Origin of the sequence: Bacterioplanes sanyensis (assembly GCF_014652515.1) — a bacterium.
Taxonomy (GTDB): Bacteria; Pseudomonadota; Gammaproteobacteria; order Pseudomonadales; family Oceanobacteraceae; genus Bacterioplanes; species Bacterioplanes sanyensis.
Genome location: NZ_BMYY01000017.1, coordinates 35,707 through 58,709 on the forward strand (window position 1 = coordinate 35,707; position 23,003 = coordinate 58,709).

Below are 23,003 nucleotides of genomic sequence, written 5' to 3' on the forward strand. Positions count from 1 at the left end.
GTTTCAAAAACGAAGACAGCCCGGACGCTGTGCGCACCGGGCATGAAGATCACTCACTGCTGAGCCGCCAGCGCGGCCCAGAACAGTAGTGCTATTTTACATCTTTCCAATATTCTTTGTTTAGTAAGTAAACAGGAATCAGGAAAATAGCCAAGAAGCCCAGCACCCACCAGCCCAAACGCTGGCGCTCAGTCGCAATAGGCTCAGCAACATAGGTCAAGAAGTTAACCAAGTCGAACACCAGTTTGTCATACTCTTTCGCCGACAACTGGCCCTCTTCTGCCAGATACAGAACACCGTCACGTTCTTCGGTGATTTCCTGACCTGTTAGAGTGTCGTAACCCACAGCAACCTGAGCAGTGCCTTTCACCTGACGACCTTGCAGGTCTGCCAGCACGTGTGGCATGCCCACGTCTTTAAACACGGCGTTGTTCACGCCCCAAGGACGCTTAGGGTCCTCATAGAAGCTGCGCAAGTAGGTGTACAACCAATCTGGACGACGCACACGCGCCACCAGAGTCAAGTCTGGAGGCGTGGCACCAAACCAGGTTTTGCCGTCTTCTTTGCGCATCGCATTGGTCATCAGCTCACCGATCTTTTGATTGGTAAACACCATGTTTTCCATCATCAGATCTTCTGGAATATCCAAGTCTTTGGCGACACGGTTGTAACGCGAGTGCTCCAACGAGTGACAGCCCATGCAATAATTCATGTAGGTCTGCGCACCACGTTGCAGCGACGCTTTATCGTGCAGGTCAGTACGGTGCTCGTCCAAATGGACATTGCCACCAGCAGCGAATGCAAACGCAGGCAATGCGGCGGCAATTAATGCAAATAGCTTTTTCATTCTTAATGGCCTCCGGTCACGCGTTCAGGTACTGGCTTGGTCTTCTCGATGCGGGTGTAAACCGGCATAAGAAGGAAGAAAGCGAAGTAGATAACGGTACCGATACGAGCCATCAAGGTGTTCGGGCCGGTCGCTGGTTGCGTGCCTAACCAAGTCAGGATCACAAAGGCAATGGCGAACACCACAATGAAAATCTTGCTGATCCAGCCCTTATAGCGCCAGCTGCGCACTGGGCTGCGATCCAGCCAAGGCAGTACAAACAAGATGGCAATGGCTGCACCCATGGCAATCACACCCGCCGCCTTATCTGGGAAGGCACGCAGAATCGAGTAGAAGGCACCGAAGTACCACACTGGCGCAATGTGCTCAGGTGTTTTCAGGCCGTTGGCTGGCTCGAAGTTAGCGTATTCCAGCATAAAGCCGTTGCCTTCTGGGAAGAAGAACATCACGGTACAGAACACCATCAGGAATACCACGATACCCACCATGTCGTGCACGGTGTAGTAAGGGTGGAAAGGAATGCCATCCAGCGGCTTGCCTTCTTCATCTTTCAGCTTTTTGATGTCGATGCCATCAGGGTTGTTAGAACCCACTTCGTGCAGCGCCAGTAAGTGTAAAACTACCAGCATCACAATCACCAATGGCACTGCAATCACATGCAACGCAAAGAAACGGTTCAAAGTGGCGCCCGAGATCAGGAAGTCACCACGGATCCACTCAGTTAAGGCTTCACCAATACCGAAAGGAATCACACCAAACAGTGAGATAATTACCTGTGCACCCCAGTAGGACATTTGGCCCCATGGCAGTACGTAGCCCATAAAGGCTTCGGCCATCAACGCTAAGTACAGGAACATACCGAAGATCCAAATCAGCTCACGCGGCTTTTGGTAGGATCCGTACAACAGCGCCCGCATCATGTGCAGGTAAATAGCAATAAAGAAGAAGGTCGCACCCGTGGAGTGCATGTAGCGAATCAGCCAGCCCCATTGCACATCGCGCATGATGTACTCAACCGAGGCAAACGCGCCTTCAGCACTGGGCACGTAATTCATGGTTAGCCAGATACCAGACAAAATCTGATTCACCAGCATCAGCATCGACAAGACGCCGAAGAAATACCAGAAGTTAAAGTTTTTCGGCGCATAGTACTTAGACATATGCTTTTCGTAGGTCTGAGTGACTGGAAGGCGGTCATCCACCCAGCCCATCAGGGCATTCAGTTTGCTCATTAGGCGTTCTCCTCATCAACACCTACGATAACGACAGTGTCGCTTTCATAGGAATGCGGTGGCACTTCCAGGTTGTCTGATGCTGGCGAGCCGTTGAACACGCGACCAGCCAGATCAAATTTGGAACCGTGACAAGGGCAGAACCAACCGCCTTTCCAGTCGGCATCAAATGGTTCAGGCTTCACCTCGGCAAAGTACTTAGGCGCACAGCCTAAGTGGGTACACACACCCAGCAGCACCACGACTTCAGGGCGGCGTGAACGACTGATGTTGTCCGCGTAGGCCGGCTGTTGAGCTTTGTTGGTGTTATCGGGATCTTTTAAACGCTCATTCAGGGTCGGCAGCGTCTGCAATGCTTCTTCTGAACGACGGGCTACATAGACCGGCTTACCGCGCCATTCAGCTGTCAGCATGGCACCGGGTTCAAGTTTACTGATATCGACCTTTGCCGGAGCACCAGCCGCTTTTGCCTTCTCACTTGGAGTCCAAGATTTGACGAAGGGCACAGCGACGAAGCCAGCACCGACAGCACCGACAGCAGCGGTCGCACCCACCAAAAGGGTGCGGCGACCATGATTCACGCCGTCTTGACTCATTACCATCTTCTCCCATCAACAAGAATTCTTATGTAGCCGCTATGACCCGTCTTGATGCTTGTACAATTCTTGTACAGGTCGAGCGTAGCATACAGAGCGGCGCACATACTAATTAAATTGCCACGACTAGACAAGACGAAATGCCCATGGTGACTGGGGTTATAGGCATAAAAAAAGCGTCTCTTGATCTATGCCAAGAGACGCTTTTTTAAACGCAATAATTGGCAGCATAATACTGCCAAGTATATTAGCGCTTAGAGAATTGTGGTTTCTTACGCGCTTTGCGCAGACCCACTTTCTTACGCTCAACTTCACGCGCGTCACGAGTTACATAACCCGCTGCACGCAGTGTTGGACGCAGAGTTTCGTCGTATTGCATCAGAGCACGGGTAATGCCGTGACGGATAGCACCGGCTTGACCATTGCCGCCGCCGCCCTGAACGTTGACGATCACGTCGAATTTTTCCAAGCTTTCGGTCAGGTTCAGAGGCTGACGAACCACCATGCGAGCGGTTTCACGACCGAAGTATTCGTCCAGAGGACGCTTGTTTACTGTGATGCTACCGGTACCTGGACGCAAGAAAACACGTGCAGTAGAAGTCTTGCGACGGCCAGTACCGTAGTATTGAGAAGCTGCCATCGTATTATCCCAGTTTCAGTTCCTGTGGCTGCTGAGCAGTATGAGGATGCTCACCGCCAGCGTAGACTTTCATTTTCTTGAACATAGCGCGACCCAAAGGGTTCTTAGGCAGCATGCCTTTAACGGCCAGTTCGATAACCTGTTCTGGCTTATGGTCGATCAGCTTCTCAAAAGAGATAGACTTCAGACCACCAGGGTAACCAGTGTGACGGTGGTACATTTTGTCACTGCTCTTGTTACCGGTTACTTTAATTTTGTCGGCATTGATTACAACGATGTAATCGCCGGTATCTACGTGTGGAGTGTATTCTGGCTTGTGCTTGCCTCTCAAACGGCGAGCAACCTCAGTGGCCAGGCGACCCAGCGTCTGCTCAGCTGCATCAACAACAAACCAGTCACGTTTTACGGTTTCAGGTTTTGCGCTGTAAGTTTTCATCAATTTCTCGCCTTTAAGGGCAGGTTGATTCGAAAAGAGGGCGGCATTCTATAGGAGGACTCGACCAGACGCAAGCCGAATTGTTGTTTGTTTGTTCAATTCTCTCTCGTTCCGATGACGGTTAGAACTGTTCCGGCTCATGGAAGCGTACCAAGCCAAAGATTAGCGTTAGCAAACTCGCCATCACATTCAGCAACACCGCCAGCGCCATCATGCTTGAAGTTTGCTCGCTACTGTCATAACCAAGCCACTGCCCAACAATAAAAGACCCCGCCGCTGCGGCAAAGCCAATAATGATGCAAGCGATCAGGTAATAACCTTTGCCATCGTCAAGGCTCAGTCTTTCTGCCATGACTTTTTGCTGCAGCCAAGCATATACGGCCAAACAAAAACTGGCTGCAGTTACGACGCCTACCACAAAGAACGCTACCATGATGAGCCCCTGACTTGCTGACTATAGTGATCGCACTGCTCACAACCCTGAGTGCTGGTTATGCACAACCCAGCGATAAGGTTAGACGATTCTAACTGTCAGGCAAGTCAGGCATGACTGTGTGGTACCCCTCTATCTAGGCTTAGTGCTCGCGCGTATCGCGGAAGCGAATGTCCGGCCAACGCTCTTGGGTCAAGCTCAGATTCACTCGGCTGGGCGCGATGTAGGTGAGGTGGCCGCCACCATCGATGGCTAGGTTCTCAGCCCCTTTGCGCTTAAATTCTTCCAGCATGCGCTCGTCGTCACACTCGACCCAACGGGCAGTATTGACGTTCACCGGCTCATAAATGCACTCGACCTTATATTCATCGCGTAGGCGTTGTTGCACCACATCAAACTGCAGCACACCCACGGCGCCCAAGATCAAGTCGTTGTTATTCAACGGCATAAATAACTGTGTCGCACCCTCTTCTGACAACTGCTGCAAACCTTTTTGCAGCTGCTTCATTTTCAGTGGGTCTTTCAAGCGCACGCGTTTAAACAGCTCTGGGGCAAAGTGTGGAATACCAGTGAACTGCAGCTCTTCGCCTTGGGTAAAGGTGTCGCCAATTTGAATGGTGCCGTGGTTATGCAAACCAATAATGTCGCCAGAAATGGCTTCTTCGACATTGGAGCGATCGCCGGCCAAAAAGGTGACGGCATCAGCAATTTTCACGTCTTTGCCCATGCGGGTATGACGCATTTTCATGCCACGGGTGTAAGCACCGGAGCACACGCGCATAAAGGCAATGCGGTCGCGGTGTTTAGGGTCCATGTTGGCCTGAATTTTAAAAATAAAACCGCTGAATTTTTCTTCCGTTGGCACCACTTCACGTTCGTTGGTTTGGCGTGCAATGGGCGCCGGTGCCCAGTCGACAAAATAATCCAACATTTCACGAATGCCGAAGTTCGCCAATGCGGTTCCGAAGAATACCGGCGTCATTTCACCACGCAAATAGGCATCCGCATCGAACTCGTGACTGGCGCCACGCACCAGCTCAATCTCTTCCAGCAATTCATCAACCACATCATCGCCCAGTTTCTGGCGCGCTTCAGGGCTGTCTAGACCTTGGATTTGAATGTCGTCAGGCACCACGCTGCTCTGGCCCGGCGTAAAAATGTGCACGGTATCTTTATAGAGGTTGTAAACCCCTTGGAAGGCTTTACCCATGCCTATCGGCCAGGTAATAGGCGCACACTGAATGTTCAATACCGTTTCGATTTCATCCAATACTTCAATATGGTCGCGCACTTCGCGGTCCATTTTGTTGATAAAGGTGAAAATCGGCGTATCGCGCAAACGGCATACATCCATCAGCTTAATGGTTCGGTCTTCCACACCTTTAGCGCCATCAATTACCATCAACACGGAATCCACCGCGGTTAGGGTACGGTAGGTATCTTCCGAGAAGTCTTCGTGCCCCGGGGTGTCGAGCAGGTTGACCATGCGATCTTTGTAGGGGAACTGCATCACCGAGGTGGTGATCGAGATGCCCCGGTCTTGTTCCATCTGCATCCAGTCGGAGGTGGCCATGCGACCGGTTTTTTTGCCCTTCACGGTACCGGCCAACTGAATGGCGTTACCCAACAGCAGCAGTTTTTCTGTAATGGTGGTTTTACCCGCATCCGGGTGTGAAATAATGCCAAACGTACGGCGCTTGGCAATTTCCTGAGTGAGCTGAGACATAACAAACTTCTGTGATTTGTATGGGCCAAACGCCGAGCGGAGTCGATTCGCGCCGGCGCCTGGGCCAAATAGGGTGATAATTGGGCGCTATTGTCCCCGATACACTACAGCGACACAATGCAGCGCCACCAACCGTGCAATACACAACCTAGAGCGGGCTTTGAACAACCTCGGGGACAAACTCTGATCGGTACCGGAGTCGTAGACTTTAGCTCAGTCTGCGCACTAGTCAGATCTATGAGGGATCATCATCCTCCACCGCAAAGTGATATATCCCTTTGCCAGCGCGCTTGGCTGCATACATAGCTCGATCTGCTAACGAAATCAGCCTGTTTGCCGGTGCGCCCCCCGAGGGGCTCATGGCAATACCAATGCTGGCGCCCAATGACGGGGTCGCCCCTTGATTCAAATAAAACGGCTGGCGCAGCTGGTCGAGAATGATGTCGGCGACCAGCGCCACGGATTCGCGACTATGGACTTCTTGCATGAGCAGTACAAACTCATCACCGCCTTGACGCGCTACCACGTCGGAACTACGCACCGAACGCCGTAGACGCTCAGCCGTTTGCCGTAACACCTCGTCACCCGCGTCGTGACCATAGTCATCGTTGATGGCTTTAAAACCATCCAAATCAATGAACATGACGACCAGTTGCCATTGCTTGCGCTCTGCTGTCAGCGTTGCTTGTTGCAAGCGGTCGGCAAACAATGCCCGATTGGGCAAGCCTGTCAGCGGGTCGAGGGTCGCCTGCTTTTCCAGCTCGTACTGTAGGGCTTTGCGTTTGGATATATCTTGCTGCGTACCACACATGCGCAGCGCCCGCTGCTGAGCATCACGCGCGACCACCTTGCCACGCTGCATAAACCACAACCAATGGCCGTCGGCATGACGTAGGCGCACTTCACATTGCAGGTGGTCTATTTGTTCGCTCAGGTGCTGGCGCAACCGTTCCTTAAAGCGTGACAAATCTTCTGGATGGCACAGCGCCTGCCACTGCTGTGTGGTCAGCGGTGACAGTTGTTCTGCCTGATAACCCAACAGCTCACACCAACGGCGATTAACTGTGACAATGTCCTCATCTACATGCCATTCCCACGTTCCAGCGCCCGTTCCCCAAATTACCTCCGCTAGGCGCTGGCGTTCGCGCTGCAAGAACAACTGCTGACGACGTACATACACCACCGCCATCACTAATGCCATCACCAAACCAATGGCCGTTAACAGCGCCGTTTTGTAGGCCATGTTGCGGCGTCGCTGTGCCGCCTCTAACGCCGCTACTTTCTGGCCAACCAACTGTTCCAAATTGTTTTGGTAATGCCAGACAGCGTCCTGAGCATCACGAAAATCCGTAATATCAGTGATGATCGAATACAATACCTGACGCTGCTGAAACCGAATCGGCACAGATGACACCGAAACCGTGCGCTCATCACCATTGGCTAGGCGATGGCGAAATATAAAGTAATTGCGATCTTCCTGCGCAGCACGCTGGCGCTCGGCGGCGACTTGAACCGAGCTAAGCAGATTAATTTGTTGAATCCCCATGCTTTGCAACTGCTCAATGCTGTATCCATAAAATGCAGCCGCCGCTGGGTTGGCCCTGACGATCTCACCGGATATTGGGTCAATGAGCAACATCACCCGGTGATGCTTATTAAATGCGTCTAAAAATAGATCGGCTTGTACCTGTGAGGCGAGCACACATAGCGACAACCAACACCCCAAACTCCAACATATCCAGCGCATGAAATACTGCATCATCACTCGTCATTCAGACAGATACCTGCAGGTTACTAGCACTAGTGCCGAAGCGCCATCTGCCAGCCCGAAGGCTGGCATCTAAATTACAAGCAAACGCCAGTTTGATAGTCCACCACAGCGGCGGACTGTGAGTTCTGCCACATAGGCTGCTGATAAAAATAGCGATACTGTTCTGCTGCAGCGGCATCTTCGACTATGTAGCCAAAATCCTGCAAAGTGGCGGGGTACAGATTTTTAGAGCCGATGTAGAAGGCTGAGTTATCCACCGCAATGGTTTTGGCATGGTTGCCAATGGCGTAACCATTGCTCCACGTCGCTACACCTTCTGCATTGCGAATCGGCGCCAATTGCAGCGAATCACACATGGTTTGCTTGGCATCCGCATCAGATAGCTGTGCTCGGCTGGCAATTTTGCGCTGTAATACGTCGGTAATTTCCGACATTTTTTTCATATTGGAGTAAGGCGCCACCAGGCTTTGCTTAGCCCCGGGGGAGCTCACCACAATTTGCACCTTCACCCCTTCAATCAGTTTATCGGCCAACACATCAAATAAGCGCGCATCATAATAGCTGGCGGCAAACGGCCCGACGCAAGGTGCGATTAAATCCTGCTGCGAAATAAATACCGAATGTTGAGCGCTGGCCACTAACGCGCGCAAGCCCGCTTCTTCAGGGTTAGCCACTGAATACTCTTGATCGTTATTCACGTAATCCTTAAACAAACGCGAGCAACGTGCCTCACTGTCATTCGCTGCAGGTATGCCGCCACTGGTGCCCCCCGGCGTTTGCATACCAAAACCTAAACCACCCAGCGCCATAACAGGCACATCGCCTGCAGCTGGCACGGCAGGGGCTGAGAATTGTGTCGGGCAACTGCCCATCGCTGCAGCGGTTTGCTCTAAATCGACATACAAGGTTTTATTGACCACGCCATCTTTCCAGCGGCAAGTAAATTGCCACAGTAAATCAGCAAAGTGATGCGCATCCTCGGCTGCTGGGCCTTGCAAGCGCATGGTCAAATCATTGATGGGGCTATCGACCTGACCATAAGCCGACTCCCACATATTGTGGCCACCAACAATGCTGCTATGGCCATCTACGGCAATGATTTTCGAGTGATTCCAAGAATACAACCAGCTGGTTTGCACTCCGGCGACAGAAATATTCATATCGTCAGCCATATCGCCCAAGTCTTCTTTTAAGCGACGCAAATACGCTTTAGCGGTCTCGGTAAACGACGTATCAATATTACCCATCACCGGCGGTGTACCCGCCAAAATGCGCACGGTTAATTCTGGCGAGTGCTGCTGCGCTTGCTGCAAACCACGCACGATGGCGCGCTGAAAAATGCCATCCGGATACGTGACCAAGGTGGTGATATCCACCCAGTGCTGCGCTTTGGCAATGTCTTGCTCAATGCTGTCGGCATAGTGCTGCAACGCGCCGGTATCGTTGCACTGCGGGTCGCCCCAACAGTTCGGTGTTTGCAGCAGCCAGCTGTCTTCGGCGGTACCGTAGCCTGTGATCACATTGCCCTGACTGATGCGCCACAAGCTGCCTTGCGAGCCTGCAAAGTCTTGCTGCAACTGCTGCTTAACGTAATCGATGTGATAGCTCGTCGCTTGTGCCACCAGTGGCGGCAACAAACAGAACAGAGCAGCTAGGCTGCGTAGCAAACGTCGGTGAGACTGCATTCATTAGACCCCTATTGATTATAAAGGCGCAGCAGTCTATTTCTGCTTAGGCACTAATACAAGTCAAAAACCCGCAATCACACCTCGGTAATGTCCGAAATGCCAACTCAAATAACACGGATCTGACGCTAGCGGTTCAACTCGACAACCCAGCATTCATCATTAGCCAGCGCAGTAACTGTGCGATCACAGCAAGGCTTGCGACGCCGGCCAACCAAAACAACAGCAACCAGCCACAGCGTTTTAACCACATCAGTGATAGCCCTCCCCGGGTGCCGTTTTGCCACGAAATACGTAATAGCTCCAAGCGGTGTAGGCCAACACCAGCGGCAAAATACATACAGCACCAACTAACATAAAGCGCAGACTGCTGGCGGGCGCGGCGGCTTGCCACAACGTCAACTGGGGCGGCACCAGATAAGGCCACAAGCTAATGCCCAGGCCAGCAAAGCCGAGCACAACCAGGGCTAAGGCCAATAGAAAAGGTCGATAAGTGCGATCACGCTGCAAACTGGTACGCAGCTGCAGTGCACACCAAGCGGCCAGCACAGGCACAGGCCATAACCACTGCCAATGGCCTTCGCCAAACCAGCGCGCCGCAATGCGTTCATCGGTCAGTGGTGTCCAGGCGCTGACCACCGCCATGCAGATCAGCAACTGCCACAACAAGGTGTGCGCCAGCTGGCGCATGCGCTGCTGCAGCGCACCGTCCATTTTAATAATCAGCCATACCGCGCCGAGCAAGGTATAAGTTACGGTCAGAGCCACGCCACAGAACAGTGAAAACGGCGTCAGCCAATGCGACTGCCCTGCCGCCGCGCCCTGAATAAACGCCCCCAGCACCAGGCCCTGGCAAAAGGTCGCCAGCCAAGAGCCACAAAACAGGCCTTTATCCCACCAGTGGCGACTCAGTTGTGGCGCTTTGAAGCGATATTCAAACGCCACGCCACGCACCAGAAGCGCCAGCAACATCACCAACAGCGGTGCGGTAAGTGCTTCCAGCACCTGAGCATACGCCAGCGGGAAAGCGCCCATCAGCCCAGCGCCCCCCAACACCAGCCAGGTTTCGTTGCCATCCCACACCGGCGCCACGCTGTTCACCATGCGATCGCGCTGTTCGCTGTCATCCACCATCGCAAACAGCATGCCCACGCCTAAATCAAAGCCGTCCATGACGATGTACATCAAGATGGCGAACACGATCAAAGCAAACCAAATCACGGCTAAATCAAACATGGGAAGGCTCCTGTGACAGGGCGGTAGCAACGCGTTGAGTTAAGGTAGGCAGCGAAGGCCCATGACTAGGCCCCGTCACGATCAAGCGCCACATATAGAAGTAGCCCAAGCCAAAAATCAGCAGATAGCTCAGCACAAAGGCCAGCAAACTGATCGACAGCTCCACCGCGGTGTGCGCCGATACCGCCTGCTCGGTGCGCAACAAACCTTGCACCACCCAGGGCTGTCGCCCGACTTCGGTGGTGAACCAACCGGCCAGTGTCGCCACCAGACCAGATGGCATAAGCCACAGCATCAAGCGCAAGAACTGTGGCTGCTGGTACAGGCGCTCTCCACGGCGCAACCACAGCGCCCACAGCGATGCCGCCAGCATCAGAAGGCCCAGCCCGACCATCAGGCGAAAGCTCCAAAACACCAACGGCACATTGGGCCAGTGGTCACGCGGGAACTCGTCCAGCGCCGGTACTTGCTGTTCGCTGTCGTGCAGCAGAATCAGACTGGCCAGCGCCGGCACCTCTAGCGCCCAGTGCACGGTTTGCTGCTCGCTGTCTGGCCAGCCGAATAGAATCAACGGTGTCGGCTCACCGTCGGCGTTGCTGTAATGCGCCTCCATCGCCGCCACCTTGGTGGGCTGATATTGCAAGGTATTCAAACCATGCATATCACCAACAAACATTTGCAACGGCACTATCGCCAGCGCCATCCACATGGCCATCGACAACATGGTTTTTACCTCGGGCGAGGCACTGCAATGCTGACGTTGGCATTGCAATAAATGCCAGGCCGCGGCGCCTGCCACCAAAAAGGCGGTAGAGATAAATGCCGCCAAGCACATATGAGCCAAACGGTAAGGAAAAGACGGGTTAAAAATCACCGCCCACCAATCCAACGGCACCACCCGACCGTCAACAATGGCGTGGCCTTGGGGCGTTTGCATCCAGCTGTTCGAGGCCAGAATCCAAAAGGTCGAAATGACGGTGCCCAGCGCCACCATGCAGGTAGCAAAAAAGTGCAGTCGCTCGCCCACTTTTTCGCGGCCAAACAGCATCACACCGAGAAACCCGGCTTCCAGGAAAAACGCCGTCAGCACCTCATAGGTCAGCAAAGGGCCAGTAATACTGCCGGCAAACTCAGAAAAACCGCGCCAGTGGGTGCCAAACTGGTAGGCCATGACAATGCCAGACACCACGCCCATGCCGAAATTGACGGCAAAAATTTTGCTCCAAAAGGTGTACAGATTGATGTATTTCGTCTGGCGAGATTTAAGCCACAGGCCCTCTAATACCGCCAGGTAACAGGCCAAGCCAATGGTGATGGCCGGGAAAATAATGTGGAAGGAAATGGTAAAAGCAAACTGAATGCGTGCCAGTAAGGTGGCATCTAGTTCAGGCATACGGCAGCTCCCGCTGAATTCGATTGCCCGCCATTGCAGCATGACCTAGCATGGCATAACAGATACAGAAAAAACCCAAAACCTATAACAGATGTCGAAATATCAGCGCCTGGCCCAGCAAGTTAGCCAGCAAATCGAGCAGCAGGTATGGCAACCCGGGCAGCGCCTGCCATCACTGCGACGCATGGCCGCCGACAGCGGTTTAAGCCTGATGACGGTGATGAATGCCTATCAGCTGTTAGAACAACAAGGGCGCATCGAGGCGGTGCCGCGCTCGGGTTATCGGGTCAAAGACCTGCCCGCCAGTCGCCCTGCCCTAAGCAGCGCCGCCACCCATGTACGCGACCAAGTAAGCATCAACAACTTTGCCTATCAGGTGTTGCAGGCGTCGAATCAGCCGGGGCTGCTGCCATTAGGGTCAGCCTTCCCAGACCCTAACCTCTTCCCGCTGCGCGCCTTAGCACGGGGCTTGGGCCGAGCCAGTGCCGCCTTGGCCGAGCACCCCATCGATCATTTGCCCCCCGGCAGCTTGGCCTTGCGCCAGGCCATTGCACGCCATTACAGCCGCAACGACATGACCATCAGCCCGGACGACATACTGATTACCGCAGGTGCCATGGAGGGCCTAAACCTGGCGCTGGAGGCAGTGACCCAACCCGGCGACTGGGTCGTGATTGAAGCGCCGGCCTTTTACGGCGCGTTGCAAGCCATCGAGCGTCTTGGATTGCGCGCCATTGCCGTCGCCACCGATCCAAAACAGGGCATGCAGCCCGAGGCCTTGGCCGACGTGCTTAAACGCTACCCGGTAAAAGCTTGCTGGCTGATGAGCCGCTACCAAAACCCGCTGGGGTTTTGCCTCAGCCAACAGCGCCAGCAGGCACTTTATGAATTATTCTGCGCACACGATGTGTGGGTCATTGAGGACGACGTATACGGCGAGCTGGCACCACCCGGTGCAAGGGCTCCGCAGCCGATGAAAGCCATCGACCAACAGCAGCGCATCTTGCACTGCGGCTCGTTTAGCAAAAGCCTGGCACCTGGGTTTCGCTTAGGTTGGGTGTGCGCCGGTGAGCAGCTGCAACGCTTAGCACAGCGGCAGTTTATTGCGACGCTGTCGAGCAGTGCCCCGGAGCAACAGGCGGTGGCGGCCTACCTCGATAGCCGCCCCTATCAAACGCATTTACGCCAACTGCGAAGCACGCTGCATCAGCGCAAGCAAGGTTTGCTGCATTGGCTGCACCAATGCATGCCGGCGAACGTGCATATCAATGACAGCCAAGGCGGCTATTTTATTTGGCTTGCGCTGCCCGACGGTGGCGATGCCATCGAGCTGTATCATCAAGCGCTGCAACTCGGCATCAGCTTGGCCCCCGGCGCACTCTTTAGCGCCGACCCCATGCTACAGCGCGGCGTACGCCTCAATGCCTCTTATCCACTGAGCGATAAACTGCGTAATGCGTTGCAGCAGTTAGCCAGGTTAATGGCGTAGCTTGCGGCCGTAATGCACCAGCAAACCCAACAGCAAGCCCCAAAAGGCACTGCTAATGCCCGCCAGCGACAAGCCCGATGCCGTGACTAGAAAGGTTAATAACGCCACATCGCGCTCGCTCGGCTCTTGCATTGCCGCCTGTAAGCCGTTGCTTAAAGGCGCCAGCAACGCTAACCCCGCCAGGGTGGCCACCAGCGCAGCGGGAACCATTTGCAACAGTGCCACTAAGGTGGCGCCCAACAAACCCGCCACCAGATAAAAAACGCCGCCCCAGCAGGTGGCCCAGTAGCGCTGCTCCGGCGTGCCACCGGCTTCATCGCTTTGGCATATTGCCGCGGTCATGGCGGACAAATTAAAGGCAAAACCGCCAAACGGCGCTAACAACAGGCCGGTTATGCCGGTGGTCGCGAGTAAAGGGCCAGCAGGAGCGTCGTAGCCGTTGGCGCGTAACACTGCCAAGCCCGGTATATTTTGCGACGCCATGGTGACAGCAAACAGCGGCACCGCGATGCCCATCAGCGCCGACCAGGAGAACTCCGGTGTGACCCACTGCGGTGTTGACCATTGCCAGTCCAGCGGCTGCCACTGCAAAGCACCTTGCCAATAGGCCACTGTCACTCCCACCAGCAAGGCCGCCACCACGCTGTAACGTGGGTGCCAATGGCGCTCCACTAAAAAGCTCAACAGCATGGCCCCGACCAGCAACGGCTGCTGCCCCATGCCGGCAAACACCTGCAAACCGAACTGCAGCAGCACCCCAGCCAATAAAGCGCCCGCCAGCGAAGCCGGCACCCATTTGAGTAAGCGCTCCACCGCCCCCGTCAAAGCCACCAAGGTCATCAACAGCGAGCAAACGATAAAAGCACCCATGGTTTCCGCCAAACTAAAGCCCGCCACACTGCTCACCAGCAAGGCCGCACCCGGTGTAGACCAGGCGGTAAACACAGGTTGACGGTAATACAGCGACAAGCCAATGCTGCTGACGCCCATGCCAACACCCACCGCCCACAGCCATGAGCTGGCCTGTGCACTCGATGCCCCGGCCGCCAACGCCGCCTGATAAACAATGGCGACCGCGCTGCTGTAGCCCACCAATACGGCAACAAAGCCGGCACTGATAAACGACGGGGTAAATGCCAACCAACGCTGGGCGCTGTGGTTGGCGGCAGGGTTTACTGGATGCGACGCCATCTTTTACACTCCGGATTCGCTTGTGCGTTATAGCGTCCAAACTAGCAGCTGTGCGTTATAACGCACAATAATTTTTTACTGTTGGAATTCCACCATCAATGCAAGAAATTAATCAGTACCTGGCCCAACGCGTGAAACAACTGCGCCAAGAAAAGGGCTGGAGTTTGGATCAGGCCGCCAAAGAAACCGGCGTCAGCAAAGCCATGCTGGGGCAAATTGAACGCGGTGAATCGAGCCCCACCGTGGCCCGCTTGTGGAAAATTGCCAGTGGTTTTCATTGCTCGCTGTCCAGCTTGTTAGAGCCCGCCCCAACGCCACAACAAACCCTTAAGCGCCATGCGGATGACCTCAGACAGCAGCCCAGTCAGGGCGAAATGCTGGTTGCCCCCTTATTTAGCTATGACCCGAGCAAGGGTTTTGAACTGTTTGAACTCACCCTAGCACCCGCTTACGAGCGCATCTCTGAGCCCCACGAGCCCGGCGTCACGGAACATATCGTGGTGATCAGTGGCGTGATGGAGTTATTGCTGGATGGTCAATGGCAAACACTAGAGCCAGGCGATGCGGTTCGCTTTGCTGCCGACTGCGAACATGGCTACCGCAATCCGGGCACCGTGCCTGTGGTCTTTCATGATTTGATTCACTATGCCCGTTAACGCTGCTGGCGATAGCGCCGCCGGCGCATCAGCAGCCAGTGCTGTAGCAAGCGCAATAGGCACGATATGCCGAACAACTGTATCAACAACATCAGCAATAGCCCCATGCCATAGACGACATCTGTGTCATGAAATTGATCCACGCACCAAAACAGCGCTGCCCACAGTCCAAACCAGACCGCCAAGCTCACCCATAACAGACCACGCCCCCAGCGCACCAGCCAGGGGCATAGCACAGTCACTAGAGCAATCACTGAAAAAATTCCTATCTGCACCCACATGGTATTTTCCTTCCTTTACTACAGCGGTGTGATCCTAACGTCATGGCTTATACATCTCTCACCACGCAGCAGCAATACAACTGGCTGCGTCGCATGCGCTCCATTAACCATGTCGCCACCACCAAATTTCATACCAAAGCCTGAGTATATTAGGTCTTTGCCAGCCTCCAAGTCGTCGCTGAGTCTCATACTGCTTTACTAGTTGCGTTGTTCTTTTACTCAGCAGCCGGAGGCTGAAATGAAGCGGCTCAGACTCAACTTATCTCACCGTCTTACCCTGGCCTTTGCCGTTCCCATTGCCTTGTTAAGCTTTATGGGCGTTATCGCCTTGGATGGTATTCGTACCAACAACCAGGGCTTAGAAACCGTCTATCAAGACCGCGTGATTCCTCTGCAGCAACTCAAAGCCATCGCCGATGGCTACGCCGTATTGGTCATCGACGCGGTAAACAAAGCCAACGTGGGGCGCATGAGCGCCGGCGAGGCAGCGCGCTCGGTACGCCAAGCCAAAGAACTGGTCGAACAGCAATGGAACGCCTACATGGCTACGGAGCTAACGGCAGAAGAACAAGGCTTAGCACAGCAAGCCAATGAATTATTTGTACCCGCTAACCGCGAAATCCAGCGTTTACAACAACACCTAGGACAACTGCAGGGCGACGTCCGCAACCAGCTCAATGAGTTTAACGGTCCGCTTTACGATGTGATCGATCCCATCAGCAACAAAATCAATGAGCTGGTGGAGTTGCAACTCAGTGTGGCCGCCCGGGAATACGCCCAAGCCACTGAGGTCATGCAACGCTCGGTGCAATTAACCATTGGCGCTGCCGTGGCGGCGCTGGTCGCTACCATCATTGCTGCTGTGTTACTGACTGGCAGTGTGCGCACGCCCTTGTATCAGGTGGTGTACCACGCCAAACAACTGGCGGCGGGAGACTTAAGCCAGCAAATTCGTGTCGATCGCCACGATGAACTCGGCGACTTGCAGCGCGCCATGCATCAGCTGATTGATAAGCTCAAGCAAATCATCGACGACGTGCGCTCCTCCTCGCATGGCCTGTCTTCGGCAGCGGCGCAGGTATCCTCCACCTCGCGCAGCTTGAGTAACGCCGCCACTGAGCAAGCCGCCAGCGTTGAGCAAACCACCGCCTCGGTGGAGCAAATTGCGGACTCAGTGCAACAAAATACCAACAACGCTCGCACGACTGACGACATTGCCGCGCGCGTCGCCAGCGATGCCGGCAGCAGTGGCCGCGTGGTCGCCGATACCGTCAGCGCCATGCAAGACATCGCCGAAAAAATCGCCGTTATTGATGACATCGCCTACCAAACCAACCTGCTGGCGTTAAACGCTGCCATTGAGGCAGCTCGGGCGGGCGATCATGGCCGCGGCTTTACCATTGTCGCCTCCGAAGTGCGGCGCTTGGCCGAGCGCAGTCGTAGTGCTGCACAAAGCATTGGCGAGCTGGCACAAAACAGCGTGCAACTGGCACAAGAGGCCGGCGACCGACTGCACGATTTGGTACCCGAGGTAGAAAAGACCTCACAATTGGTCAAAGAAATTACCCAGGTATCGGAAGAGCAATCCTCTGGCTTGGCTCAAATCAGCGCCGCCATGTCGCAGCTCAGCTCGGTGGCACAGCAAAATGCATCCAGCTCGGAAGAGCTCGACGCCACCGCTGAAGAAATGACCAGCCAAGCGCAGCAATTGGTCGAGACCATGGCGTACTTTCGCCTGCAAGCCAAATAAAGGAGCTGCTGGCGCAAAACGGCTAATGCGATAACACAAGGACTCTCGACAGCACACCGTTATTGCACGGCAAACTGCTATCATCACAGCTCCTTGACTCGGGAAATGATTATGCGCCTCGCACTCACACTGATATTGCTCAGCCAGCTCACTGGCTGCATGCGCGACCCAGAGCGCATGGCCAATATTCGTGACATTGGCGATGCCATTAACCACTGCCGCCGCTACACCGAGCAAGTCATGCCCGCCGATACCGCCGTTGCCATTGACCGCTTATCTACTCGCGAAAACGCCGACGGCTACGATATTTATTTACGCGTATCTGATAAAAACAATAACGGCTGGGTGCGCTGCCAGGTAGACGAGGATGGCTATATTGATAGCCATCGCATTTATGGTATGCGCCACGAAGGGCCATCCATTTTTACCTTTTAGCTTAAGGCGCCTCTGAATAATTCTGCACAACTCTGCGCGAGTGCAGCAGGCTTTCAGAACAAGGCGGTGATGGCAGGAAATGGCCAGCCCTTTTCAACATCGCCAACAACGTTATGAAGGCCTGCGGCCCGCGCCCTAAGGGGAGCGCCAGAGAACTCCAGCTCTGTGTCGCCGATTTTTGCTGTAGCTGGCTAGAGCGGCAAACCGGCTTCGTGATCTGAAATCCTCTGGCGATCCAGAGCGGGCACCGAATTATTCAGAGGTGCCTTAATAATAAAACAGCACTAAATCTCTTCCGGCTGCCGTGTTGAGCCAGCCTTGCAACTGCTGCTGTTGCGCTACCGATAACTCAGAGGCTGACACACTGGCGGCGCATTCAGCGTGCTGAGCAATCAGGCAGGCAAACACCATGGGAAAACCGCCGGCATCTTCTAACCAAGGGTGAGAAAACGCCAGCGATTTTAGCCCTTTAAGCCCAGTGATGGCGGTCATTTCTGCCGGATAAAACTCGCTGTTATCTAACGCAGTGCCCATGCTCTGCGCCAATAATTCCCACACATACCAATACAGCGCCGGCTCGACGTCATCGTCTAATGCACCTGCAGCGATGTGCTGCAACGCTTGCTCTGCCGAGGTACCAAACTCCGCCGTTAACCGCGCCAGCGCGCTTCCCTGTTGTTGCTTAAACTGCGTCAGCTGCTCGCCCGTCAGCTGGCCGTAACATTGATTCAGTGCATCCAGATCTACAGCGTACGCTTGCCATCCGTAACTCATCTTTCCTCCAATGGTAATTCCAGGCTTTCTTTCACTTCTTCCATCACGATATAACTTTTTGAGTTTTTCACCCCGGGTAACTGCAGCAGCATATCACCGAGCAAGGTGCGATATTGCGACATATCTTTGATGCGTGCTTTGACTAAATAATCTGAATCGCCCGACACCAAATGACACTCCAACACATAAGGCAACTCGCGCACGGCACGGGTGAAATCGGAAAACGCTTGCGGTGATTGATGCGCCAGTGAGATTTCCACAAACACCAATAATTCATGCCCCATCAGCGCTGGGTTCAGCCGCGCGTAATAGCCTTCGATATAGCCATCGCGCTCCAAGCGCTTAACACGCTCCATGCAAGGCGTTGAACTAAGGCCGACTTTATCGGCCAGCTCCACATAACTGATGCGCCCCTGTTGTTGCAGTACCGCCAAGATGCGTCGGTCGAGTCGATCCAAAGGCTTGGGCTCTGAGGCTTTCATAGATTAAAACTCGGCAAAGACTTAATTAAGCAGAGGTTATCACTACAAAAACAGCAAAAACAAAGGAAAAACCGCTAGCAATCGTCGTAGCATACCGGGCTAAACAGCGAAAAACGGAGCATCGTCACCATGCATGTCATGATTCTCGGAGCCGGCGTCGTCGGCGTCACCAGTGCCTGGTATTTGGCGCGTGCCGGCCATCAGGTCACCGTGGTCGACCGCCAGGCCGAACCTGCCCAAGAAACTAGCTACGCCAACGCTGGCCAGATTTCGCCCGGTTATTCCGCTCCCTGGGCAGCCCCGGGTGTGCCCTTCAAAGCGATTAAATGGTTGCTGCAAGATTTAGCACCGCTGGCCATTGATGTGCGCCACTGGGATCGCCATACCCTCAGTTGGATGACACGCATGCTGCTCAACTGCAACGAGCGCAGCTATCACATCAACAAGGGCCGCATGATGCGTTTGGCCGAATACAGCCGTGACTGCTTAAAAGCCGCGCGCAACGAGCTCGGCCTCGACTATGAGCAGCGCACCGGCGGCACCTTGCAACTGTTTCGCCAGCACAGCCAAATGGCGGCTTCAGAAAAAGACATTGCCGTATTGCGCGAGTGCGGTGTTGAGCACCAGCTGCTCGACGTCGATGACTGCGTGAACTACGAACCCGGCCTTGCGCACAGCCGCGATAAATTAGTCGGCGGCTTGCGCCTGCCCGGTGACGAAACCGGCGACTGCCAAGCTTTTACCCGCCAGTTAGCAGAGCACTGCCGTGAACTGGGCGTTGAGTTTCGCATGAACACCGCCGTGCAAGGGCTAATGTGTCAGCAGCACCGCATTGATGGCGTGATCACCAACCAAGGCAACCTCAAAGCCGATGCCTACTTAATGGCGATGGGCAGTTTCTCAGCGCCGATGCTGCGCCAGATTAACCTCGACTTGCCGATTCACCCGATTAAAGGCTACTCCCTCACCGTGCCGATTACCGACGCCGAGCGTGCGCCGCAATCGACCTTGATGGACGAAACCTACAAAGTCGCCATAACCCGCTTTAACGACCGCATTCGCGTTGGTGGCACCGCCGAAATTGCCGGCTACCAGCTCAACCTGCCGGAAAAACGCCGCGCCAATATTGAATTTGTGGTCAACGACCTGTTCCCCGGCGCCGGCAACACCGCTAAGGCCGAGTTCTGGACCGGCCTGCGCCCCATGACCCCGGACGGCACCCCCATTATTGGCGCCACCGATATCGACAACCTGTTTTTAAACACCGGCCATGGCACGCTCGGCTGGACTATGTCGATGGGATCGGCCAAAGTCATTGCCGACCTGATCAGTCAGCGTCAAACCGACATCGATGCCGCTGACCTGTCGCTTTCTCGTTATCAAAAACGGAGTCAACATGTACCAAAAAAACACTATTCATACTGACCAGGCACCGGCGGCCATTGGCCCCTATTCACAAGCCGTGCGCGTCGACAACACCGTGTATATTTCCGGCCAGATTCCGCTGAACCCAAGCACGATGGAAATGGTCACCGAGTCGTTTGAAGCACAGGCCGAGCAGGTAATGAAAAACCTGAAAGCCATTTGTGAAGCCGCCGGCGGTGATTTAAACAACCTGGTCAAACTGACGGTATTATTGTCAGACATGAGCTACTTCGCCCAGGTCAACGCCGTGATGGAAAAATACTTCCAAGCACCTTACCCAGCGCGCGCCGCGTTTGCGGTAAAAACCCTGCCCAAAGATGCCGACGTTGAAATCGAAGGCATTATGGCGCTGTAACAAAGCCACGGCCGCCCAGTGCGGCCGTTGTTTTATTCGTGTTCCCTTCTTGCTGGTATCGTCGGGGTTAGCTGCTGCTAAAGCGGGGCAAGATTTTTTCTCATCATGATTTGTTATTTCGCTATCCTGATACAAAAACCCAGTGGCTACAAGTCGACCATGGCGGGTATTTCCAAACGCGGAAATCGCTATTTACGGTCCAAGCAGCCAGGCACACTGTTCGATAGGCCAAGCGACAAAGCGATACAAAACTAGGCAACTAGATTACGCCGTGGACTGCAAAAAGGTGTTAGGTCTGATCAGACGCCGAATATATGTCAGCACTACCACCAACCGGTATGAACCACCGTTCATCATAGCGACCGAGCGATGATTAAAAAATAGTTTCAGCAGGTGTGCCAAGGCCATCTTATGGCTTGGCACTGCGACTGCCTCTGAATATGTCTTGTTTTTTGCTTAAAAATTAGAACGAATGATTGCATCAACAATGCTGTGGCTACTGCCTTTATCGTTATAAAAGTCTAGCATGACGACGCCTAAGCGTTGGCTTCCTTCTATCTTTGATAGGTATTGCTCCAAACTTTTGTTCATCGGTGGTTTTACACCATGCCCTCCCCATGCATATTGGTAAGGTGTTCTGGCATTGGCTTTGTTATAAGCAATGCTGTTGTATGTAATATGAACAACACCATCGTCTTTATTTTCTGCGGCGTCAGTCAAACATTCTCGGACAATTTTTTCTTTCGTGTGCGTATTGGTTTCCTTGTATTGGTCTTCCACTTTTAACCTGACGCCGTCAAACGTGGCATTCTGGAATGTAGCGTTATCCTTCCAGACATCTTGCAGATCTATGCCAAAATTATCCCGCTTTTTGCTCGCAAAGCGCCTTAATAACACCACCTTTCCTCTTAACTCGTTGAGTGGCCTTAACGTCGAGTCAAGATAAAAAAGATCACGGAACTTCTCGCTTTCAAGATATGTATTAAAACCTACTTCTACCATTAACTCCGGATCATCATTGGCACTGTTCATCAGCATAAAAATTGCTTCTGTAGGGTTCTGTTCTAAGAACGCTTTACAACTATCCAGTACATCGCCAAAGCTGATTCCACAATCTACTGGGCCGTGTTTAATTTGTAGTGGGTCATTTTTCAGGCGCTTTCGGTAGTCTTCACTCATTGGCGGCATTGGTGATAATAGCTCTATCGGCAGCAGATGATCTGCCCGAATATCTAAGAAGCGAATACCGTCGTTGAGCTGGGTTGAAATATCGAAGTTCTGTGTGCGGGCAAAACCTTTGACAAGGCTTGAAACGCCCTCAGTAGCGGAATCATGGGTTCCGGGTAAAGAGAGTTGATCGAGAGTCAGACTATCGTCTAACGCTCCCATCCAATCATGGTGTTTAATGCACCAGTTAGAAAGGTATTTGTTTTCTTCTGACACGGGGAAGTTCGATGCAGTTTTCTCATCAATAATTCTTAGTGCTTCTCCTTCCCAGACAACGTAATAAATTCCTCCTTGGTTAACGGTATCCAGCCTTGTTCTTCCGGCTGGATTTTCCTTTCTTCGTTCAGTTGTAAGTGTATAAGTTGTGTCCCATTCATAACGCCCTTCTTCCCCCGCTGTCACGTAGCTGTCATTCCCCCCGCCAAGACGCCAGTACTTGAGCTCCCAAATCGTGCAATTCCTTAGCTTTAACGTCGCCATTCCGTTCTCCTTAGACACTAAATGCAACATATCGAAAGCACACGAAACGTGTGATGTTCAGATTATTTTTAAGACTTGGGCTTACTCCAGCAGTAATGACTCAATCCAGCCTCGGCGATGCTCAAAGCTGCGCCCTTCCTGATCAAAGCCGCATAAAAACGCACGCCGCACACAGCGTGAAACACAGTGATAATACGGCGTAGCTTCCAGCGAAACGAGTTCCTTACGCAGTTTAGGCATGGCTGACTCCCGATGAATAGGATCTGTTCGTAGCCTAGCCAGTGGAGTCAGGTACCGCTATCAGGCAGTTTTCTTATCAAGACTGTCCTGATTATTCCACTGGCTGACATAGAATTTTGAACACCTTCTCGGTTTTAGCTGCGGTTAAAGCGGCGTAAGATCAGAGGGTGTTCAAAATTCTGTGTCAGCCAGTCACAGGTCGATGTGAGCGTCTAAACGCCCC

General features: G+C 53.5%; 23 protein-coding genes and 1 pseudogene. 6 read left to right on the forward strand and 18 right to left on the reverse strand.

Annotation, left to right across the window (positions count from 1 at the left end; all coding sequences use genetic code 11):
• Positions 1–91 precede the first annotated feature (91 nt).
• The 12 genes from IE090_RS16895 to IE090_RS16950 all read right to left on the reverse strand — a co-directional run bounded on the left by IE090_RS16895 (position 92) and on the right by IE090_RS16950 (position 11,995).
• Positions 92–847, reverse strand: coding sequence for a cytochrome c1 (locus tag IE090_RS16895; RefSeq protein WP_189390272.1), 756 nt, complete (start codon positions 845–847; stop codon positions 92–94).
• Positions 848–849: 2 nt separating this feature from the next.
• Entirely contained in the window at positions 850–2,079 is a 1,230-nt protein-coding gene (locus IE090_RS16900; RefSeq protein ID WP_229815817.1) for a cytochrome b, read from the reverse strand.
• Positions 2,079–2,675 (reverse strand): ubiquinol-cytochrome c reductase iron-sulfur subunit, encoded by a 597-nt coding sequence (gene petA, locus IE090_RS16905; RefSeq protein WP_189390274.1) that lies wholly within the window; start codon positions 2,673–2,675, stop codon positions 2,079–2,081. The genes IE090_RS16900 and petA overlap by 1 nt, the downstream gene beginning before the upstream one ends.
• A gap of 247 nt (positions 2,676–2,922) precedes the next feature.
• On the reverse strand, positions 2,923–3,315 hold the full coding sequence (gene rpsI / locus IE090_RS16910; protein WP_189390276.1) for a 30S ribosomal protein S9: 393 nt from the start codon (positions 3,313–3,315) through the stop codon (positions 2,923–2,925).
• A 4-nt stretch (positions 3,316–3,319) separates the two neighbouring features.
• The gene (rplM, locus tag IE090_RS16915; RefSeq protein ID WP_189390278.1) at positions 3,320–3,751 is read right to left on the reverse strand and encodes a 50S ribosomal protein L13; all 432 of its coding nucleotides are present in this window, start codon (positions 3,749–3,751) and stop codon (positions 3,320–3,322) included.
• A gap of 121 nt (positions 3,752–3,872) precedes the next feature.
• On the reverse strand, positions 3,873–4,184 hold the full coding sequence (locus IE090_RS16920) for a hypothetical protein (protein ID WP_189390279.1): 312 nt from the start codon (positions 4,182–4,184) through the stop codon (positions 3,873–3,875).
• 142 nt (positions 4,185–4,326) lie between these two features.
• On the reverse strand, positions 4,327–5,910 hold the full coding sequence (locus tag IE090_RS16925; RefSeq protein WP_189390281.1) for a peptide chain release factor 3: 1,584 nt from the start codon (positions 5,908–5,910) through the stop codon (positions 4,327–4,329).
• A gap of 235 nt (positions 5,911–6,145) precedes the next feature.
• The gene (locus IE090_RS16930; RefSeq protein ID WP_189390291.1) at positions 6,146–7,657 is read right to left on the reverse strand and encodes a diguanylate cyclase domain-containing protein; all 1,512 of its coding nucleotides are present in this window, start codon (positions 7,655–7,657) and stop codon (positions 6,146–6,148) included.
• Positions 7,658–7,755: 98 nt separating this feature from the next.
• Positions 7,756–9,366 (reverse strand): phospholipase D-like domain-containing protein, encoded by a 1,611-nt coding sequence (locus IE090_RS16935; protein WP_189390293.1) that lies wholly within the window; start codon positions 9,364–9,366, stop codon positions 7,756–7,758.
• 136 nt (positions 9,367–9,502) lie between these two features.
• A complete protein-coding gene (locus IE090_RS18085) occupies positions 9,503–9,706 on the reverse strand; it encodes a DUF2474 domain-containing protein (protein WP_373296426.1) in 204 nt (67 codons plus the stop codon).
• A complete protein-coding gene (cydB, locus tag IE090_RS16945) occupies positions 9,619–10,602 on the reverse strand; it encodes a cytochrome d ubiquinol oxidase subunit II (RefSeq protein WP_189390297.1) in 984 nt (327 codons plus the stop codon). Before cydB ends, IE090_RS18085 begins: the two co-directional genes overlap by 88 nt.
• Complete coding sequence (locus tag IE090_RS16950) at positions 10,595–11,995, reverse strand: cytochrome ubiquinol oxidase subunit I (protein WP_189390299.1); 1,401 nt, start codon at positions 11,993–11,995, stop codon at positions 10,595–10,597. Before IE090_RS16950 ends, cydB begins: the two co-directional genes overlap by 8 nt.
• 91 nt (positions 11,996–12,086) lie before the next feature.
• Between IE090_RS16950 and IE090_RS16955 the strand changes: the two genes are divergently transcribed.
• The gene (locus tag IE090_RS16955) at positions 12,087–13,484 is read left to right on the forward strand and encodes an aminotransferase-like domain-containing protein (RefSeq protein ID WP_189390301.1); all 1,398 of its coding nucleotides are present in this window, start codon (positions 12,087–12,089) and stop codon (positions 13,482–13,484) included.
• Here the strand turns inward: IE090_RS16955 and IE090_RS16960 are convergent.
• Entirely contained in the window at positions 13,473–14,675 is a 1,203-nt protein-coding gene (locus IE090_RS16960) for a benzoate/H(+) symporter BenE family transporter (protein WP_189390303.1), read from the reverse strand. The genes IE090_RS16955 and IE090_RS16960 overlap by 12 nt on opposite strands.
• Before the next feature lie 98 nt (positions 14,676–14,773).
• On the opposite strand from IE090_RS16960, the gene IE090_RS16965 reads away from it, so the two are divergent.
• Complete coding sequence (locus IE090_RS16965) at positions 14,774–15,331, forward strand: helix-turn-helix domain-containing protein (protein WP_189390305.1); 558 nt, start codon at positions 14,774–14,776, stop codon at positions 15,329–15,331.
• On the opposite strand, the gene IE090_RS16970 is transcribed toward IE090_RS16965, so the two are convergent.
• Entirely contained in the window at positions 15,328–15,612 is a 285-nt protein-coding gene (locus IE090_RS16970; RefSeq protein ID WP_189390307.1) for a hypothetical protein, read from the reverse strand. The two genes, IE090_RS16965 and IE090_RS16970, sit on opposite strands and share 4 nt — an antisense overlap.
• Positions 15,613–15,850: 238 nt before the next feature.
• Between IE090_RS16970 and IE090_RS16975 the strand changes: the two genes are divergently transcribed.
• The gene (locus tag IE090_RS16975) at positions 15,851–17,362 is read left to right on the forward strand and encodes a methyl-accepting chemotaxis protein (RefSeq protein WP_189390309.1); all 1,512 of its coding nucleotides are present in this window, start codon (positions 15,851–15,853) and stop codon (positions 17,360–17,362) included.
• A gap of 111 nt (positions 17,363–17,473) precedes the next feature.
• Positions 17,474–17,797, forward strand: coding sequence for a hypothetical protein (locus IE090_RS16980; protein WP_189390311.1), 324 nt, complete (start codon positions 17,474–17,476; stop codon positions 17,795–17,797).
• Between the two features lie 267 nt (positions 17,798–18,064).
• Here the strand turns inward: IE090_RS16980 and IE090_RS16985 are convergent, their stop codons facing one another.
• Both IE090_RS16985 and IE090_RS16990 read right to left on the reverse strand, forming a co-directional pair.
• On the reverse strand, positions 18,065–18,571 hold the full coding sequence (locus IE090_RS16985) for a DUF7691 family protein (protein ID WP_189390313.1): 507 nt from the start codon (positions 18,569–18,571) through the stop codon (positions 18,065–18,067).
• Positions 18,568–19,053 carry an Lrp/AsnC ligand binding domain-containing protein gene (locus IE090_RS16990; RefSeq protein WP_189390315.1) on the reverse strand — a complete coding sequence of 162 codons (486 nt, stop codon included), beginning with the start codon at positions 19,051–19,053 and terminating at the stop codon, positions 18,568–18,570. Before IE090_RS16990 ends, IE090_RS16985 begins: the two co-directional genes overlap by 4 nt.
• Before the next feature lie 129 nt (positions 19,054–19,182).
• Between IE090_RS16990 and IE090_RS16995 the strand changes: the two genes are divergently transcribed.
• Complete coding sequence (locus tag IE090_RS16995; RefSeq protein ID WP_189390317.1) at positions 19,183–20,478, forward strand: D-amino acid dehydrogenase; 1,296 nt, start codon at positions 19,183–19,185, stop codon at positions 20,476–20,478.
• The gene (locus tag IE090_RS17000) at positions 20,450–20,833 is read left to right on the forward strand and encodes a RidA family protein (protein WP_189390319.1); all 384 of its coding nucleotides are present in this window, start codon (positions 20,450–20,452) and stop codon (positions 20,831–20,833) included. Before IE090_RS16995 ends, IE090_RS17000 begins: the two co-directional genes overlap by 29 nt.
• A gap of 456 nt (positions 20,834–21,289) precedes the next feature.
• Here the strand turns inward: IE090_RS17000 and IE090_RS17005 are convergent, their stop codons facing one another.
• Both IE090_RS17005 and IE090_RS17010 read right to left on the reverse strand, forming a co-directional pair.
• Positions 21,290–22,540, reverse strand: coding sequence for a PI-PLC domain-containing protein (locus tag IE090_RS17005; protein ID WP_189390321.1), 1,251 nt, complete (start codon positions 22,538–22,540; stop codon positions 21,290–21,292).
• An 87-nt stretch (positions 22,541–22,627) separates the two neighbouring features.
• Positions 22,628–22,780 (reverse strand): annotated as a pseudogene (locus tag IE090_RS17010) (alpha-amylase family glycosyl hydrolase); the annotation flags it as partial.
• Between the last annotated feature and the right edge of the window lie 223 nt (positions 22,781–23,003).